Annotated in this window: 15 protein-coding genes; 12 read left to right on the top strand and 3 right to left on the bottom strand. The window is 39.9% G+C overall.

The annotated features are described in order from the left end of the window. Positions 1-134: 134 nt before the first annotated feature. Complete coding sequence (locus BW716_RS32685; RefSeq protein ID WP_143709167.1) at positions 135-3,704, top strand: RHS repeat-associated core domain-containing protein; 3,570 nt, start codon at positions 135-137, stop codon at positions 3,702-3,704. Positions 3,705-3,715: 11 nt separating this feature from the next. Then, positions 3,716-4,216: a hypothetical protein gene (locus BW716_RS32680; RefSeq protein ID WP_143709166.1), complete on the top strand. Its 501-nt coding sequence runs from the start codon at positions 3,716-3,718 to the stop codon at positions 4,214-4,216. A gap of 60 nt (positions 4,217-4,276) precedes the next feature. Here BW716_RS32680 and BW716_RS37230 read toward each other — a convergent pair whose 3' ends face one another. Next, positions 4,277-4,414 (bottom strand): hypothetical protein, encoded by a 138-nt coding sequence (locus BW716_RS37230; RefSeq protein WP_179091373.1) that lies wholly within the window; start codon positions 4,412-4,414, stop codon positions 4,277-4,279. Positions 4,415-4,562: 148 nt separating this feature from the next. Beyond that, positions 4,563-4,901 (bottom strand): hypothetical protein, encoded by a 339-nt coding sequence (locus tag BW716_RS32675; RefSeq protein WP_083730260.1) that lies wholly within the window; start codon positions 4,899-4,901, stop codon positions 4,563-4,565. 95 nt (positions 4,902-4,996) lie between these two features. On the opposite strand from BW716_RS32675, the gene BW716_RS32670 reads away from it, so the two are divergent. The 3 genes from BW716_RS32670 to BW716_RS32660 all read left to right on the top strand — a co-directional run bounded on the left by BW716_RS32670 (position 4,997) and on the right by BW716_RS32660 (position 10,086). Continuing rightward, positions 4,997-6,160, top strand: a complete 1,164-nt coding sequence (locus tag BW716_RS32670) for an IS4 family transposase (RefSeq protein WP_179091372.1) — start codon at positions 4,997-4,999, stop codon at positions 6,158-6,160. Positions 6,161-6,446: 286 nt separating this feature from the next. Next, the gene (locus BW716_RS32665) at positions 6,447-9,629 is read left to right on the top strand and encodes an RHS repeat-associated core domain-containing protein (RefSeq protein WP_083730258.1); all 3,183 of its coding nucleotides are present in this window, start codon (positions 6,447-6,449) and stop codon (positions 9,627-9,629) included. Between the two features lie 10 nt (positions 9,630-9,639). Next, entirely contained in the window at positions 9,640-10,086 is a 447-nt protein-coding gene (locus BW716_RS32660) for a DUF4265 domain-containing protein (RefSeq protein WP_083730257.1), read from the top strand. A gap of 53 nt (positions 10,087-10,139) precedes the next feature. On the opposite strand, the gene BW716_RS32655 is transcribed toward BW716_RS32660, so the two are convergent. Then, on the bottom strand, positions 10,140-10,457 hold the full coding sequence (locus tag BW716_RS32655) for a helix-turn-helix domain-containing protein (protein ID WP_083730256.1): 318 nt from the start codon (positions 10,455-10,457) through the stop codon (positions 10,140-10,142). Between the two features lie 91 nt (positions 10,458-10,548). Here BW716_RS32655 and BW716_RS32650 point away from each other — a divergent pair, with 91 nt between their 5' ends. The 7 genes from BW716_RS32650 to BW716_RS32620 all read left to right on the top strand — a co-directional run bounded on the left by BW716_RS32650 (position 10,549) and on the right by BW716_RS32620 (position 15,743). Then, positions 10,549-11,058 (top strand): hypothetical protein, encoded by a 510-nt coding sequence (locus tag BW716_RS32650; RefSeq protein WP_143709164.1) that lies wholly within the window; start codon positions 10,549-10,551, stop codon positions 11,056-11,058. Then, a complete protein-coding gene (locus BW716_RS32645) occupies positions 10,976-11,824 on the top strand; it encodes an RHS repeat-associated core domain-containing protein (RefSeq protein WP_083730254.1) in 849 nt (282 codons plus the stop codon). The genes BW716_RS32650 and BW716_RS32645 overlap by 83 nt, the downstream gene beginning before the upstream one ends. 5 nt (positions 11,825-11,829) lie before the next feature. Next, the gene (locus BW716_RS32640) at positions 11,830-12,144 is read left to right on the top strand and encodes a hypothetical protein (RefSeq protein WP_143709163.1); all 315 of its coding nucleotides are present in this window, start codon (positions 11,830-11,832) and stop codon (positions 12,142-12,144) included. Positions 12,145-12,649: 505 nt separating this feature from the next. Further along, complete coding sequence (locus BW716_RS32635) at positions 12,650-13,240, top strand: hypothetical protein (RefSeq protein WP_083730252.1); 591 nt, start codon at positions 12,650-12,652, stop codon at positions 13,238-13,240. Between the two features lie 245 nt (positions 13,241-13,485). Then, on the top strand, positions 13,486-13,692 hold the full coding sequence (locus tag BW716_RS32630) for a hypothetical protein (RefSeq protein ID WP_083730251.1): 207 nt from the start codon (positions 13,486-13,488) through the stop codon (positions 13,690-13,692). Positions 13,693-13,998: 306 nt separating this feature from the next. After that, complete coding sequence (locus BW716_RS32625) at positions 13,999-14,805, top strand: hypothetical protein (protein WP_083730250.1); 807 nt, start codon at positions 13,999-14,001, stop codon at positions 14,803-14,805. A 599-nt stretch (positions 14,806-15,404) separates the two neighbouring features. Then, positions 15,405-15,743: a hypothetical protein gene (locus tag BW716_RS32620; RefSeq protein WP_083730249.1), complete on the top strand. Its 339-nt coding sequence runs from the start codon at positions 15,405-15,407 to the stop codon at positions 15,741-15,743. Positions 15,744-15,794 lie beyond the last annotated feature (51 nt).

Raw genomic sequence — 15,794 nt, 5'->3', positions numbered from 1 at the left:
CCGTTCCTCTTCCTGATACTGCCGACATTTACAGTACGGGGAAGCTAAAAAAAAACATTTAAATTGATGAAGCAGGGCCCAGGGTAATAGAATACAAGGAAAAAGACGGCCAACTCATTCAAAAAAAAGTAAAATTGGCCGATAGTCCTGGTAAAGCCCATGATGGATGGTTATGCACCTACTATGTGTATGACGATCTGGGTAGTCTTCGTTTTGTAATACCGCCACTGGCAGTACAAAATATCATGTCTGACTGGAAGATCACTTCAACCGTCGCCGATGAACTTTGCTTCCAGTATCAATATGATGCACGTGGCCGCATGATTTCGAAAAAAATCCCTGGAGCAGGAGCCGTTTTAATGGCTTATGATAGCAGAAACAGAGTCGTCTTCACGCAAGATTCCATACAAAGGCAAAAATCTACTCCTGAATGGATCACAACATTTTATGACGGTCTGAACCGCCCTTACGAAACAGCCATCTATACAACGGCTTTGACCAGAGAAAATTTACAATGTAGTATCACCACCAATTTAGATGACACTTCCGTCATCAATCTATCTTCATTTACTGCTGACCTGGTAGTGACTACTTATAACAGTGCAGACAGTGCATACCAGGCGACCAACTCCATTACCTTTGATCCAGAATTCACTACTCCTGATAATGCTGAAGTTGAAGCCTCTATCGTCAATGATGATGGCATTACCAGTGTTGCATCATCCAATCCCGTTCCGGTTATCTCTTCATCTGCACTTTCACCATTGTCTTACACATACTATGATAATTATAACTATACTGGTGTACATAGCCTTGTGAACACAGGTCTTTCAAAACCGGAAGCAGGTGACAATCCTTATAGCCAGGCCAATACTTCTTCCAGTACGCGTGTCGCCACTCTCACCACAGGAACAAAGGTTCGCATATTAGGCACAGACCAATGGCTCACCACCACGAACTACTTCGACGATGATGCCCTGACTATCCAGACAATTGCAGATAACCATACAGGTGGAAAAGATGTGACCAGCCTTCTATATGACTACAATGGCAAGGTGTTAAGCACCTACCTTACGCATACCAACCCTTCCAGCACTGTTACGCCTCAGACAACCTTACTGACCAAAATGGGTTATGATGCAGCTGGTCACCTGATTTCACTCGTCAAGCGGCTGAATGACAGTACCAACCTCGAGGAAAAGATCGCAGAGAACACCTATAATGAGCTGGGACAATTGCAGCAAAAGAAAATAGGCGTAGCTGCCAGTGGGCAGTTAGATACCCTCACCTATACTTATAATATAAAAGGCTGGTTAGCGGGTATCAACAAAGCATTCGTCAATTCCACCGGCACAGACAACTGGTTCGGTGAAGAAATCAGTTATGATGATGGCTTTGATAGCAGCCAATACAATGGCAACATTGCAGGCATCAAATGGAAAACCAGGTCCAACGGCATACCAAGGGCATACGGGTTTGGTTATGATGGCACCAACCGCCTAAAAAAGGCTATCTTTAACCAGCAAAACAATACAGGAGCAGCATGGACATCAGACAAAGCTTACTTTACAGTAAGCAACCTCGCTTATGATGCAAATGGTAACATTAGCTCAATGAAACAACAGGGGTTAATAGGTACTACCAACAGTAATGTGGATAACCTGACATATACCTACCAGGCCAATAGTAATAAGCTATTGACTGTGACAGATGCCAGTAATACAAGCACCGCCAAACTAGGTGATTTTAATGACGGTACAAACACAGGCAACGACTATACATACAACGGTAATGGCAATTTAATATCCGATCAGAATAAGCAAATCACTTCTATCAGTTATAACCTGCTGAATCTTCCTGAAAAAATTCTGGTCAGCGGCAAGGGTACAATTAATTATTTATATACAGCAGATGGCAGGAAACTGAAAAAAACCGTGGTGGACAGTACCTCGTCTCCTGTCAAAACTACTGTGACTGATTACATAGAAGGATTAGTGTATGAACGGGACACCTTACGATATATCATTCACGAAGAAGGCCGTATTCGTCCGGAATACGATTCCGGCAAAGCCCTCGTTTATCATTGGGATTATTTTGAAAAAGATCACCTGGGCAATGTCCGGGTAGTATTGGGAGATAATGCAGACACCAGCGTATACGCCGCTACCATGGAGACCGCCAGCAGTGCGACTGAAAACGCTTTATTCAGTAACATAGACAATACCCGCACGGCGCTTCCTGCTGGCTATCCAACGGATGAAACTACCAATCCAAATGCATATGTAGCCAGGCTGAATGCAGAAAGTGGTGAAAAAATAGGACCTTCCATTGTATTACGGGTCATGGCGGGGGATACCCTGCAGCTGGGGGTCAAAGCATTTTACAAAAGCACAGCAGCCAGCACCTCCACTACTACCACAAGCAGTATGCTAGCTGCACTCATACAGGCATTCAGTTCTTCCACTATCTCTGATGGTACACATGCGGCTGCGGGTACAAATTCCGCTATTTCGTCAGCATATACATCCAGTGAGTACGAAGAGTTGATCAGCAAGGATGCAGATGAGAACCTTGCTACTAAACCAAAGGCGTATCTCACCTATGTACTTTTTGACGACCTGTTCAACATGGTAGATGATAATAGTGGTGTGAAACAGGTACAGGGAAATCCTGATGAATTACAAACATTGACGGTAGAGAAGTTCGTTATTAAAAAAACAGGATTTGTTTATATTTATACGAGTAATGAGAGTGGGGAGAATGTGTATTTTGATAATTTGGTGGTAGTCCATAACAGAGGGCCGTTATTGGAGGAGACGCATTATTATCCGTTTGGGTTGACAATGGCTGGAATATCTTCCAATACACTCAAAGGGGTCAACTATGCAGAGAACAAGAAAAAGTACAACGGCAACGAGTTACAGTCTAAGGAGTTCAGTGATGGTAGTGGGTTAGAGCTGTATGATTTTAATGCCAGAACCTATGATCAACAGATAGGACGGTTTGTACAGATAGATCCTTTGATTGAAGATGGTGGCCAGGAGATACTAAGCCCCTATCATTTTTCCTTCAATAATCCGGTACGCTATAGTGATCCTGATGGGAAATGTCCTTTCTGTGCTGCAATTCCGTTTCTTCCCGCAATTGTTGATGGCATAGCTGCTTTAGGTGCTGCTACCGGTGTGACTGTTGTGATAATACAAGCGGTGGATAAATTAAAAGAGGTTAATTGGGAAGGGGCATTCAATGGAGCTAACGTAGGATCTGCTAACCTTACATTTGCGCCACAGATTACATTGTCCCCAAGTGAGGTGTTGAGCAGTAAGACGGAAAATAAACCAAGCGGGAATAAGACATCGAATAATGCTCCGGCTTCTGACAAGACAAGTAGCGATAAAACAAAAGAAACTTCCAGGGCTGCACGTCGGGAAGCTATGAGGGATGCGGGAATACCAACTAGTCAACAACCAAGTTCTCAATCCAAGAATAAATCTGGTCGCGAATATACGTATGAAACAACGGGACCAGGTGGTAAAAAAGAGCAAAAATCGGTTCAGCAGCAGACACAGGATAAAAGCCATCCGGGACAAGCACATTGGGAAGCAGGGTCAGTAAAAACTGATGACGCAGGTAATGTGAGAACGAATAACTATAATAGGCCGAAATTGAAGAATGACAAATCGAAAGTCAACTATAATGATTAAATAAGAGCATAATGAGTATAAGTGATAAGCGAGATATTTTATTCAGAAAGCAAAGAGGCCGACAACATTTAACAGTGTACTTAAAAGAGTTGGAAGCTACTTTTAATGTAAATGGCAATGAGATAACAATATTAAGTTTAGAAGAAACCGACTCCATTATTGAACAAAGTGTGGACAAAACCAATAATGATATTATCTCAAAACAGATAATACCATTTGATGACAAAGAGGATATACTTAGATTTTACATAGATAATTGTTCTCGGCTCCAACCTAATAAAGTTTATGTGGTTACAGATTATTCCAAAGAATGTGGTGTTGCTGTATTGGATAGCTTAATAAGGTTAAATCCCAATTTTGCTTTTAATGCAGAACATACGGGTATAATAAGTATTTTATCAGAGGATTTATCAAACAAATTAATCCTGGATTTTTATGAAGAAAATGATAGATTTTTCCTGGAGATAGAAACAGCAGGGAATCTATGGGGAAAGATAAGAAAAGACAATTAGAAAGAATAGGATGAGCGTTATATTACTGGGAAGCTGCAGGCAATGCCTGTAGCTTCTTGTTTATCTGGAGGCGTATGCTTTTTTAGTTTTGTTGTAAGTAATGGCCATGTCAATAAAGTAGTAGATTTTTCCCTTCTCCTCCTCTGGCAAGGCGTCAATGTCCTCCATGCGTTTGAGCAGTTTTTTGTCCAATACCATTTTGGTACCTTATTTTTCAATGATGTAATAACCTTTTAAACGAACGATATCGTTATAATGCTGAGCGGAAACACTCAGCATTATAAAAAAGGAATTCTTATGAAGAAGAGTAGCTATTTCATTATTTTAACTGTTGAATAAGCACAAATTAAAACTGAGGACGAGGTCCCCAACCAACAATAGCAATTAAAATCATAGGTAATACAAAGAACACCAGGCTCATGACAGCCCAAAATTGGCGTGTCCCTTTAGGTAATTCATCAAAGCTTTTCAAAAGAAGATTAATCCTTTCTTCAGAAAAGTATTTATAGATGGTTAATACCCAAACAAAAACAATCGGAAGGACTACAAATTTGCTTGGAATATATTTAGCTGCATCCCATATTAATGTTCTTTGCAGGATTATTAGTATCAACATAAGCGTACAAAATTGACTTAATGCCAGTACCATAGCAGCACTAAATCGTGGGCTTTGATTTTTAAACATTGTTGTCCGGGTAAAATAAGAAGCTAAAACAAAAATGGGAGCGATTAAGCCCCCAATAGTTTATATGTTTGGGTTGCGACACTCAAATAATAAACTTGGACAAAGATAGAAAATTTCCCGGACAGCCGCTTTTATCACAAATATTGCATGTGATTCCAGCGTCGATTATCACAAGTGCAGTTCTAAAACATAACAGCAACCGTTATTATAAGAAATTGCCTTTGCGAGTGCACCTTACCAGTCTTTTATATGGTGTATTCAGCTATTGCAACGGGTTACGTGAGATCTGTGAAGGTATGTTAGGTTGTGAAGGTAAGCTGGCACATCTGGGATTGGATAGAGCACCTTCGAGGAGTACACTGTCTGATGCGAATACAAACAGAAGCTATCGGGTATTTGAAACTATTTACTTCGGTCTGTTGAGCAAATACCAGGGAGTTATCTCGGACAGCCGATTAAAAGGCTTAAGTATCAGCAACCTAAAAATCATTGATAGCACCACCATCAGTCTTTTCGGAGATATTCTCAGAGGTGTAGGTCGTCCGAGATTAGATGGAGCCCGCAGGAAAGGGGGAATAAAAGTACATGCAATGATGGATGCTTTTAGTGGCGTCACTGAATTTGTACGGATGACTGCAGCAAAGGTTCATGATAGAAGGTTTCTGTTACAGTTAAAACTTACAGCAGAAAGTTTTATAGTGTTTGATAAGGCTTACAATGATTACAATTTGTTTGCCAAATGGAGTAAAGCAAACGTATGGTTCGTTACCAGGATGAAGGAGAACGCAATATTCCATGTAACTAAGGTGATTAATGATAATACGCGAAAGAAGAATGCGAAAGGCATTCTCAAAGAACAATATATCACGATTGGATACAAGCAGGAAAAAGCGGCCATGAGATTACGGTTACGCCGAATCGTCTTTAAGGCCGATGATGGTAAAGTTTATGAATTTATCACAAATAACTTTAAGATTAAGGCCAAAGAGGTTGCTCTGATTTATAAATATCGTTGGATGATAGAGTTATTATTTAAGCAGATCAAACAGAACTTTCCATTGCGGTACTTCTGGGGAGAAAGCCAGAATGCTATCAAAATGCAAATCTACTGTGTCCTGATAGCTCAGTTACTGATGGTGGTGATAAGGAAAAAATCAGCTACCCGTAAATCATTTGCTAATATGATCACAGTTATACGACTTCATCTGATGAGTTATGTAGGATTGTTGAATTTTATCAAAGATACTTATCAGGCCTAGCGAAAAGTTTATAACGCAGATTTAAGCTCTGCATAAGGGGGGGAACTACCCCGAAAAAATAATAGGCAAAAATCCTGTGGAATCTTTGCCTATAATAGAATACAAAAAATTTAACTCCGGTTTACCCGGACAACAATGTTTAATAAATTAAACAACCGCCTGTGTTCAGGCATACTTATCCCCCTGATCGTCTCTTTTTTCAACGTTATTTCTACTTCAGGCCGCTGCAAAATGGCTGCTGTCATCACCCGGATGTTATAGCCGATCCGTCATCAATCTATCTTCATTGACTGCTGACCTGGTAGTGACTACTTATAACAGTGCAGACAGTGCATACCAGGCGACCAACTCCATTACCTTTGATCCAGAATTCACTACTCCTGATAATGCTGAAGTTGAAGCCTCCATCGTCAATGATGATGGCATTACAAGTGTTGCATCATCCAATCCCGTTCCGGTTATCTCTTCATCTGCACTTTCACCATTGTCTTACACTTACTATGATAATTATAACTATACTGGTGTACATAGCCTTGTGAACACAGCCCTTTCAAAACCGGAAGCAGGCGACAATCCTTATAGCCAGGCCAATACTTCTTCCAGTACGCGTGTCGCCACTCTCACCACAGGAACAAAGGTTCGCATATTAGGCACAGACCAATGGCTCACCACCACGAACTACTTCGACGATGATGCCCTGACTATCCAGACAATTGCAGATAACCATACAGGTGGAAAAGATGTGACCAGCTTTCTATATGACTACAATGGCAAGGTATTAAGCACCTACCTTACGCATACCAATCCTTCCAGCACTGTTACGCCTCAGACAACCTTACTGACCAAAATGGGTTATGATGCAGCTGGTCACCTGATTTCACTCGTCAAGCGGCTGAATGACAGCACCAACCTCGAGGAAAAGATCGCAGAGAACACCTATAATGAGCTGGGACAATTGCAGCAAAAGAAAATAGGCGTAACTGCCAGTGGGCAGTTAGATACCCTCACCTATACTTATAATATCAAAGGCTGGTTAGCGGGTATCAACAAAGCATTTGTCAATTCCACCGGCACAGACAACTGGTTCGGTGAAGCAATCAGTTATGATGATTGCTTTGATAGCAGCCAATACAATGGCAACATTGCAGGCATCAAATGGAAAACCAGGTCCAACGGCATACCAAGGGCATACGGGTTTGGTTATGATGGCGCCAACCGCCTAAAAAAGGCTGTCTTTAACCAGCAAAACAATACAGGAGCAGCATGGACATCAGACAAAGCTGACTTTACAGTAAGCAACCTCGCTTATGATGCAAATGGTAACATTAGCTCAATGAAACAACAGGGGTTAATAGGTACTACCAACAGTAATGTGGATAACCTGACATATACCTACCAGGCCAATAGTAATAAGCTATTGACTGTGACGGATGCCAGTAATACAAGCACCGCCAAACTTGGTGATTTTAATGATGGTACAAACACAGGCAACGACTATACATACAACGGTAATGGCAATTTAATATCCGATCAGAATAAGCATATCACTTCTATCAGTTATAACCTGCTGAATCTTCCCGAAAAAATTCTGGTCAGCGGCAAGGGTACAATTAATTATTTATACACAGCAGATGGCAGGAAACTGAAAAAAACCGTGGTAGACAGTACCTCGTCTCCTGTCAAAACTACTGTGACTGATTACATAGAAGGATTAGTTTATGAACGGGACACCTTACGATATATTATTCACGAAGAAGGCCGTATTCGTCCGGAATACGATTCCGGCAAAGCCCTCGTTTATCATTGGGATTATTTTGAAAAAGATCACCTGGGCAATGTCAGGGTAGTATTGGGAGATAATGCAGACACCAGCGTATACGCTGCTACCATGGAGACTGCCAGCAGTGCGACTGAAAATGCTTTATTCAGTAACATAGACAATACCCGCACGGCGCTTCCTGCTGGCTATCCAACGGATGAAACTACCAATCCAAATGCATATGTAGCCAGGCTGAATGCTGAAAGTGGTGAAAAAATAGGACCTTCCATTGTATTACGGGTCATGGCGGGAGATACCCTGCAGCTGGGGGTCAAAGCATTTTACAAAAGCACGGCAGCCAGCACCTCCAGTACTACCACAAGCAGTATGCTAGCCGCACTCATACAGGCATTCAGTTCTTCCACTATCTCTGATGGTACACATGCGGCTGCGGGTACAAATTCCGCTATTTCGTCAGCATATACATCCAGTGAGTACGAAGAGTTGATCAGCAAGGATGCGGATGAGAACCTTGCTACTAAACCAAAGGCGTATCTCACCTATGTACTTTTTGACGACCTGTTCAACATGGTAGATGATAATAGTGGTGTGAAACAGGTACAGGGAAATCCTGATGAATTACAAACATTGACGGTAGAGAAGTTCGTTATTAAAAAAACAGGATTTGTTTATATTTATACGAGTAATGAGAGTGGGGAGAATGTGTATTTTGATAATCTGGTGGTAGTCCATAACAGAGGGCCGTTATTGGAGGAGACGCATTATTATCCGTTTGGACTGACGATGGCGGGGATAAGTTCGAATGCATTGAAGGGGGCGAATTACCCTGAGAACCGGAAGAAGTATAACGGGATAGAGTATACAAGTGAGCTGGATCTGGATATATATGATGCACAGTTTAGGAACCTTGATCCACAGATAGGCAGGTGGAATCAGATAGACCCGAAGATCGAGAATATGGAGGCATGGTCGCCGTATGCTTCTAACTATGATAATCCGATCAGGTATAATGACTTTTTAGGAGATGAGCCGGCAGAAGGTGGGCCTGGGCTTTTGGAGAGGTTGGGGAATGCTGTTGTGCAAACTGGACAGCAAATAGTATCAGCTGCAGCGGGCGCCACGAATGCTTATGTGTCTAATAATTTATTGGGCGGAGGTAGAATAGATGTAGATAATACTGGTCTTATCGGGGGGAATGCCATAGCTTACCAGGTAGGGCAAAAATTAGGGGATGCTGCTGCTGTTTATACAGGCGTTGTTGAAGATCTTGCGGCAGGAGCTGGAGAATTTTTTTCAGCAGGAGCAGGTACAGCTCTTGCTGTTCCTGTTGCAATACATGGAACTACAACAGCTGGTCTTGGGTTGAAAAATCTGCTAACTAATCCCATTAGAAATATTACACTTGAAGAAAGAGCTGCAAAACTCAATGAAAAAGATCGCTCTGGAAAAGATTTTACTCCTGCAGGAAGGGAGGTTGTTAAAGAACAGAATAAAGTTAAGAATGGGGGTACGATGAAATGTGAAAATTGTGGAGTGGAAACGCCCAATGCTCAAAAGTCTAAGAAAGGTGTTACGCCTCCGAAGAATGAAGCGCATGTTGATCATGTTAAGAGAAAGAGAGAAGGCGGGAGGGGGAATCCTGATAATGGGCAAGTGCTTTGCGGTGGTTGTAACGTAGAAAAACATTAAATGAATAAAAATGAGCAATAGTCAAAGTGATAATGAGGAAGTCAAAGTCAAATTAGTGTATAAAGATTTTGATGGTAATATTAAAATTGAAAGTGTATGGGCAGAAAAAGTTGGCAACTATTATAGAATAGTTAATGTTCCCTTTTTTGCGAGTAACCTTGCATATGGGGATATAGTAAGTGCAGAAGAAGATGATGGACAGTTGTACTTTGATGAGCTGATAGAGCCTTCAGGTCACAGTACAATACAAATGATTATCTACAATAAGGGGGATGTTAAAAGAATAGGTGAAGAGCTGGTTGCTTTAGGGTGTGATTGGGAAGGAAGTCATCTTGAAGGTTATATATCAGTTGATGTTCCGGCTACTATATCTTACGTTCCTATAAAAAAATATTTGGAAGATGGGGCTTTAAATAAAAAGTGGGATTATAAGGAAGCCTGCTTGGCTCATGTATAGAATCAAAGGAACGGTTTAAAAAGCATATTCAAGATNNATCTTGAATATGCTTTTTAAGTTTTGTTATAGGTGATAGCCATATCGATGAAATAATAAATTTTTTCTTTTTCTTCTTCCGGGAGAGCTTCAATATCTTCAATGCGTTTAAGCAATTTTTTGTCTAGTACCATGCTGGTAGAGCCACCAATCAGGTAATCCACGGTAACGCCCAGTTCATCTGCAATTTTTTTAGCCATCTCAATAGAAGGCTTGATCTCACCCCGCTCATAGCGGCCTATAATGGGCGCAGATGTTCCCACTCTTTTAGCCAGTTCGTCCTGGGAGATTTTAAGCTGTTTACGTTGCGTCGCAATGTGTTCACCAAAAGTCATAAAAAGGTACTTTAAATACCCTGTAAAAGCAGGGGTTAAAGCATTTTATAACAGCACGGCAGCCAGCACCTCCAGTACTACCACAAGCAGTATGCTAGCCGCACTCATACAGGCATTCAGTTCTTCCACTATCTCTGATGGTACACATGCGGCTGCGGGTACAAATTCCGCTATTTCGTCAGCATATACATCCAGTGAGTACGAAGAGTTGATCAGCAAGGATGCGGATGAGAACCTTGCTACTAAACCAAGGGCGTATCTCACCTATGTACTTTTTGACGACCTGTTCAACATGATAGATGACAATAGTGGTGTGAAACAGGTACAGGGAAATCCAGATGAATTACAAACATTGATGGTAGAGAAGTTCGTTATTAAAAAAACAGGATTTGTTTATATTTATACCAGCAATGAAAGTGGGGAGAATGTGTATTTTGATAATTTGGTGGTAGTCCATAACAGAGGACCGTTATTGGAGGAGACGCATTATTATCCGTTTGGGTTGACGATGGCCGGGAATATCATCAAAGGCTTTAAATGGTTCACCAGAAAACAAGTACAAATACAACAACAAAGAATTACAATCAAAAGAATTTACTGATGGTAGTGGATTAGAACTCTACGATTTTGGCAGACGAATGCAAGACCCACAATTAGGAAGGTTTTGGACGCAAGATAGATTTGCAGAAAAATACTACATCTTATCACCTTATCAGTTTGCAGCAAATAATCCGATTTTACTTATTGACATCAATGGCGACAGCCTTACCGTAACTGGTGAACAAACTGCAAAAGATAAGTTTGTTAATACATCGAATACAGGATTGGGCGGATTTTATAAAACAAAAGTGGGTAAGGATGGATTAGTTACTTTAGAAAAAACAGATAAGAAAGGAATAATGACAAAAGAGCAAAAAGCTTTTTACAAACAATTGTCAAGTATAACTGACTTAAAGAAAGGTGATGTGACAGTAGGCTTAGTTGAAAGTAAAGGAGATGTACTTGTTGGAAGTTATTTCCAATCTCAAATTGATGTTGATGATGTTGGTAAGTTTGGAACAAGCAAAGGTGAATCTGCTGCAGGAGCATTGGGACATGAGCTTATAGAACAACAATCCAAACAACTTGATGGCAAAGGCTATAATTATGCACATCAGGATGGTATCAATGCTGAAAATGAAATTAATGGTACGGTAAGAGGTGCGACAACTGTTGCTCCAGGTGCAAGTCAAGACGCATCAGGAAGAATAACAGGAACGTTTATTACTTCCTATGTTCAGAATGGCCAAAATATATCGGTCTCTGTTACAATTAAAAACAACAATATAACTTCAGTAACTTCTAAGATTGAAAACCCAAAGAAATAATAATCATGAGACAAAAAATAAGTTTGATATTATTCTATGCACTCCTACTTGTAAATATTATACCTTGTAATGGACAGCAAAACAGCATGAAAAAGAATGATGAACTTGATTCGGTTTTTAAACATAACTATACAATTTTGGATTCTATAGCAAAGACGAATTTTTTTGATACATCCGCAGCTTGTAAAAATGCTATTGAGTTTATGGAGAAAACCACAGCAATAAAAGCCAGTAAAGACGGGAATTATTTTGGAGCAATTTTATTTACACAAAAGGACTTAGATAAATGGAAAGAGTGGCATAATAAAAACAAAAAATAATTAGAAGCTAAAAGGAGGCTGTATCAAAATTAAAACAAAGGCTGTGAGAATCGCATAAATGAAATACGATTCCATCACCCACCCGAATAAAAGAGGCTGTCTCGGACTTTTGAGTTTTTATGTTTGAAAAAGGAATCATGGCTCAGAGATTTTGTAATTAAAGTTAATGAACAAAAATTGGATAAAGAATATTAGGTATTTTCGCACTTGGGAGGTATTAGACAATTATTGCCAATCGATTGGATGGGTATTATTAATAAGTAATCATAAATGATTGTAAGCTGTTTTATTTTTAAAGTCCCGAATCATCATATCAATATGGTTGAGGATATATCCTCTGTCCTCTTCAGGAAGTGTATTAATATCTTCCAACTGCTTTAATGTAGCCTTATCCGGGAAGAGGTTAGTTTTACCTACGAGGTAATGGAATAAAAAGTTTTTAAACGCAGATCCTCAAAAGAAAAAAATAGGGAGTGTGAAATATTTTGTGTAAACTCCTTCCCCATTGTTTGAAACCCTGCCGGGATGGAGAAGGGGGAATGGCGCGGCAGCAGCGCCTTCCCCGGTTTTGGGGCCTATTGAGATAATTCACTACCATAGGCCATTAACACAGGAAATTTTACAGTCTCAAAAAATAATAAAAATGCGCTTTTACATTAATTACATTGTACTTTCTTTATTAGTCTTTTTCATTATAATGCTTTATTATGGTGTGTCAGCTGGCTTTGATAACTATATACCTATTCTGGCGTTGATAGGTTCTTTTGTGCTATTTGTTATTGCTACTCCTATTTTAGTTTATCAGTATAGGTTAGGAGTGATTATTGGATCTGTTGGATGTATGTTTATTATTCCATATAGCATTTTTTTACTAAAAGAAGCTCTTGATGACGGTGGATTTAACAGGGTAGTTATACTTGCGGCTTTACCCTTGTTATTGTTGTTTTTTAACCTGTTCGGAGGGATAAAGCTATTGCTAAGTAAAATAAATGATAGTAAGATTAGAGGGCGGAGGAGTTATAAGATTTTTTTGTCTGCGTTTCCTCTTTTATTATTTGTACTATATGTTGCTTTCTACGGTAAGTATTGGTTTTAGTGCAGTTGATGTGAGGAGTGTGTATGGGCTTAAAAATTAGTTTTCTTTCTATAACATTGCTGATAATATGCTTACCTCCTTAATCCATTTACCGGGCCACAAGCAGCAACAGTTGCTTGCCATCACAGACACCATTATCTGTGCGGTATCACCTACGAGTACATCAGCGACTATGATATTTTAGTGATAAACCGCTCCGGCAAGCAAAGAAAAGACTACGAGGTACTGCACCAATACCCAGAGATATGGAAAACCAGTCCGTCACTCCGTCAGGGCCTGAAAAGAATAAAGGAGGCCATCCTAAAGGCAAACAGAAGCTGTTTAATCATAAGGTTACATTTTACTTATCAGATGAAGAATACAGCCTGTTAACTGCTTTCGTAGAGCAGGGCTGGCATGATCGTAATTACTCCGGCGCTGCTCGTTTTTTATTATTAAAAACGCTGGTGTAATGGGATAAAAAAGGCAGGAAGCCGTTGAGTTTGCGGGGAGATTTTTGATGATCTTTTATGCAGCTCAGCCACAGAATGCTGCTAAAAAACTATAGTTAGTGAAAAGAAAAATAATGCTACCGGGATAGGAAAAACAGTTTATTTTACAGCTGAAATGTAAAGAAGTTCTTTGAAGTAAGCCGGATTTTTTAGGGAAAGGCCAGGCAAAAACGCAAGCGAGGTGAAAAAAAGGAACTAATACAACTGCGTACGGGTTAACGATGGCGGGGATAAGTAGTAAGGCGTTGGCTTTTGGAGAACCAGAGAATGAAATGGAATAAAGGGCCAGAGTTACAGAATAAGGAGTTCTGTGATGGTTCGGAATTAGAATTGTATGCTACCGATTTTAGAAGCCTTGACCCACAAATTGGAAGGTGGTGGCAAATTGACCCCAAACCAGGCTATGCAGAAAGTCCATATTCCTCGATGAAGAATAATCCAATTCTTTATAATGACTCACTTGGTGATACAATCAAGCCAAATGTCACCTATGATTATTCGAAGACGGCCAATCCTATAAGGAAAAGCGATTTGGGAAATACAACGGATACAAATATTGGTATTGAGAGCGGGGCTACTACTACCAATGTAAATATCGTTGTTGACATAACAATTAGTTTGTCAGGTGCATTTATCGGCACAACACCATCTACGAATATAGAAACGAAAAATCCCGGATTAGAAAGAGAGGTTAAGGCTCATGAGGAAGGACATAAAGACCAACTAATGGATGCGGCAAATTTACCAGTTACAATTAACGTCACTATAGATGGGCAATCTAAACCATTTACAGGGCTGGCAGATAAAGTAATAGTAGATGCAACAGCAGCTTTTAACAAATCTGTTGATGCTTCAACTATGAATAGTACTGATAAAGGGCACTTTATTAATACTAACATCGGCATACCTACATTAACAGCGATGGGGGCAAATATTGATGCGGCCGCTAAGGCCACAAACAGAGAAACGGATGCGAATAATCGAGCAGCAACAACTTTGGGAGCCGCCACGATTAAATATAACAATGGAAGTATCCCGATAATTTTTAATGGTAAAAAACTAAAGGATAAGTAGCTATGAAAATTATTTTATTATTTACATTAATGTTTAACGTTCAGTCTTCAATTGCACAAATAAATAAAGATACATCCATAACTGTAAGTGCAGGTGTTGGGATAAACCGTGTGGAAGAAAGACAAAAAAAATAACTGAATTCGCTGACAGCCTTAATAATTATACTGTAGGGACACTGCCTTATTTTCTTTTTAATGAATGTTTTGATAATCAAAGTAATTTATGGGAAGGATTTCATTCGCCTGTCTCTTTGAGATGGAGAGTTTTGGAACAAGTACACAATAAAGAAGCATTGAAACGCATTTTGGCTCAACATGATAAGAGGTTGAAGAGAAAGTGCAGATATGATAAGGGAGCATATCCTGAATTCACTATACCTATGATAAAAAAATCTTTCCGCCAGCTACTACGAAAGCGACAAAGACAATTATAGACATTGGCATCGCACAAGATGGAAATGGTAATCTGACTCAGGACCTGAATAAAGGGATAAGTACCATTACCTACAATTATTTGAATTTGCCGGAGCAGATCACTTTTACGAACAAAGGTATAATCACATATCAATAAAACGCTAACGGAGTCAAAATGAAAAAACTGTGATTGATATCTCCGTTACACCTGCTGATACTACAGTTTCTGATTATGATGGAATGTTCCTCTACAAAAAAGATACATTACAATATATATCACATGAAGAAGGTAGGATTCGTCCGGTTTATGATTCAGGGATAGCTGTAAGATATGCCTGGGATTATTTTGAGAAAGACCATTTAGGAAATACCCGTATCGCATTAGGTATGCAAACCGATACCAGCGTTTACGCTGCCACTATGGAAACGGCTAAAGGTGCTTATGAGAATGCCATATTCGCAGATATTGACAAAAGCGACAGCGGATGTAAATGCAGAAAAAAATGGAGGAAAGGTGGTATGTGAATATTGCGGAACTGAGACAGTGAAGGTTAAACAATGAAGTTGTTTACACTT

Source organism: [Flexibacter] sp. ATCC 35208, from assembly GCF_001975825.1.
Classification (GTDB): domain Bacteria; phylum Bacteroidota; class Bacteroidia; order Chitinophagales; family Chitinophagaceae; genus Chitinophaga.
This window is presented reverse-complemented; position numbering and strand designations above follow the sequence as displayed.

Bases quoted from the DNA above. Each gene is read 5' to 3' on its own strand.
- BW716_RS32680 (WP_143709166.1), top strand. From the start codon at position 3,716: ATGAGTATAAGTGATAAGCGAGATATTTTATTCAGAAAGCAAAGAGGC.
- BW716_RS37230 (WP_179091373.1), bottom strand. From the start codon at position 4,414: ATGGTATTGGACAAAAAACTGCTCAAACGCATGGAGGACATTGACGCC.
- BW716_RS32675 (WP_083730260.1), bottom strand. From the start codon at position 4,901: ATGTTTAAAAATCAAAGCCCACGATTTAGTGCTGCTATGGTACTGGCA.
- BW716_RS32660 (WP_083730257.1), top strand. From the start codon at position 9,640: ATGAGCAATAGTCAAAGTGATAATGAGGAAGTCAAAGTCAAATTAGTG.
- BW716_RS32655 (WP_083730256.1), bottom strand. From the start codon at position 10,457: ATGACTTTTGGTGAACACATTGCGACGCAACGTAAACAGCTTAAAATC.
- BW716_RS32650 (WP_143709164.1), top strand. From the start codon at position 10,549: ATGCTAGCCGCACTCATACAGGCATTCAGTTCTTCCACTATCTCTGAT.
- BW716_RS32640 (WP_143709163.1), top strand. From the start codon at position 11,830: ATGAGACAAAAAATAAGTTTGATATTATTCTATGCACTCCTACTTGTA.
- BW716_RS32630 (WP_083730251.1), top strand. From the start codon at position 13,486: ATGGAAAACCAGTCCGTCACTCCGTCAGGGCCTGAAAAGAATAAAGGA.
- BW716_RS32625 (WP_083730250.1), top strand. From the start codon at position 13,999: ATGAAATGGAATAAAGGGCCAGAGTTACAGAATAAGGAGTTCTGTGAT.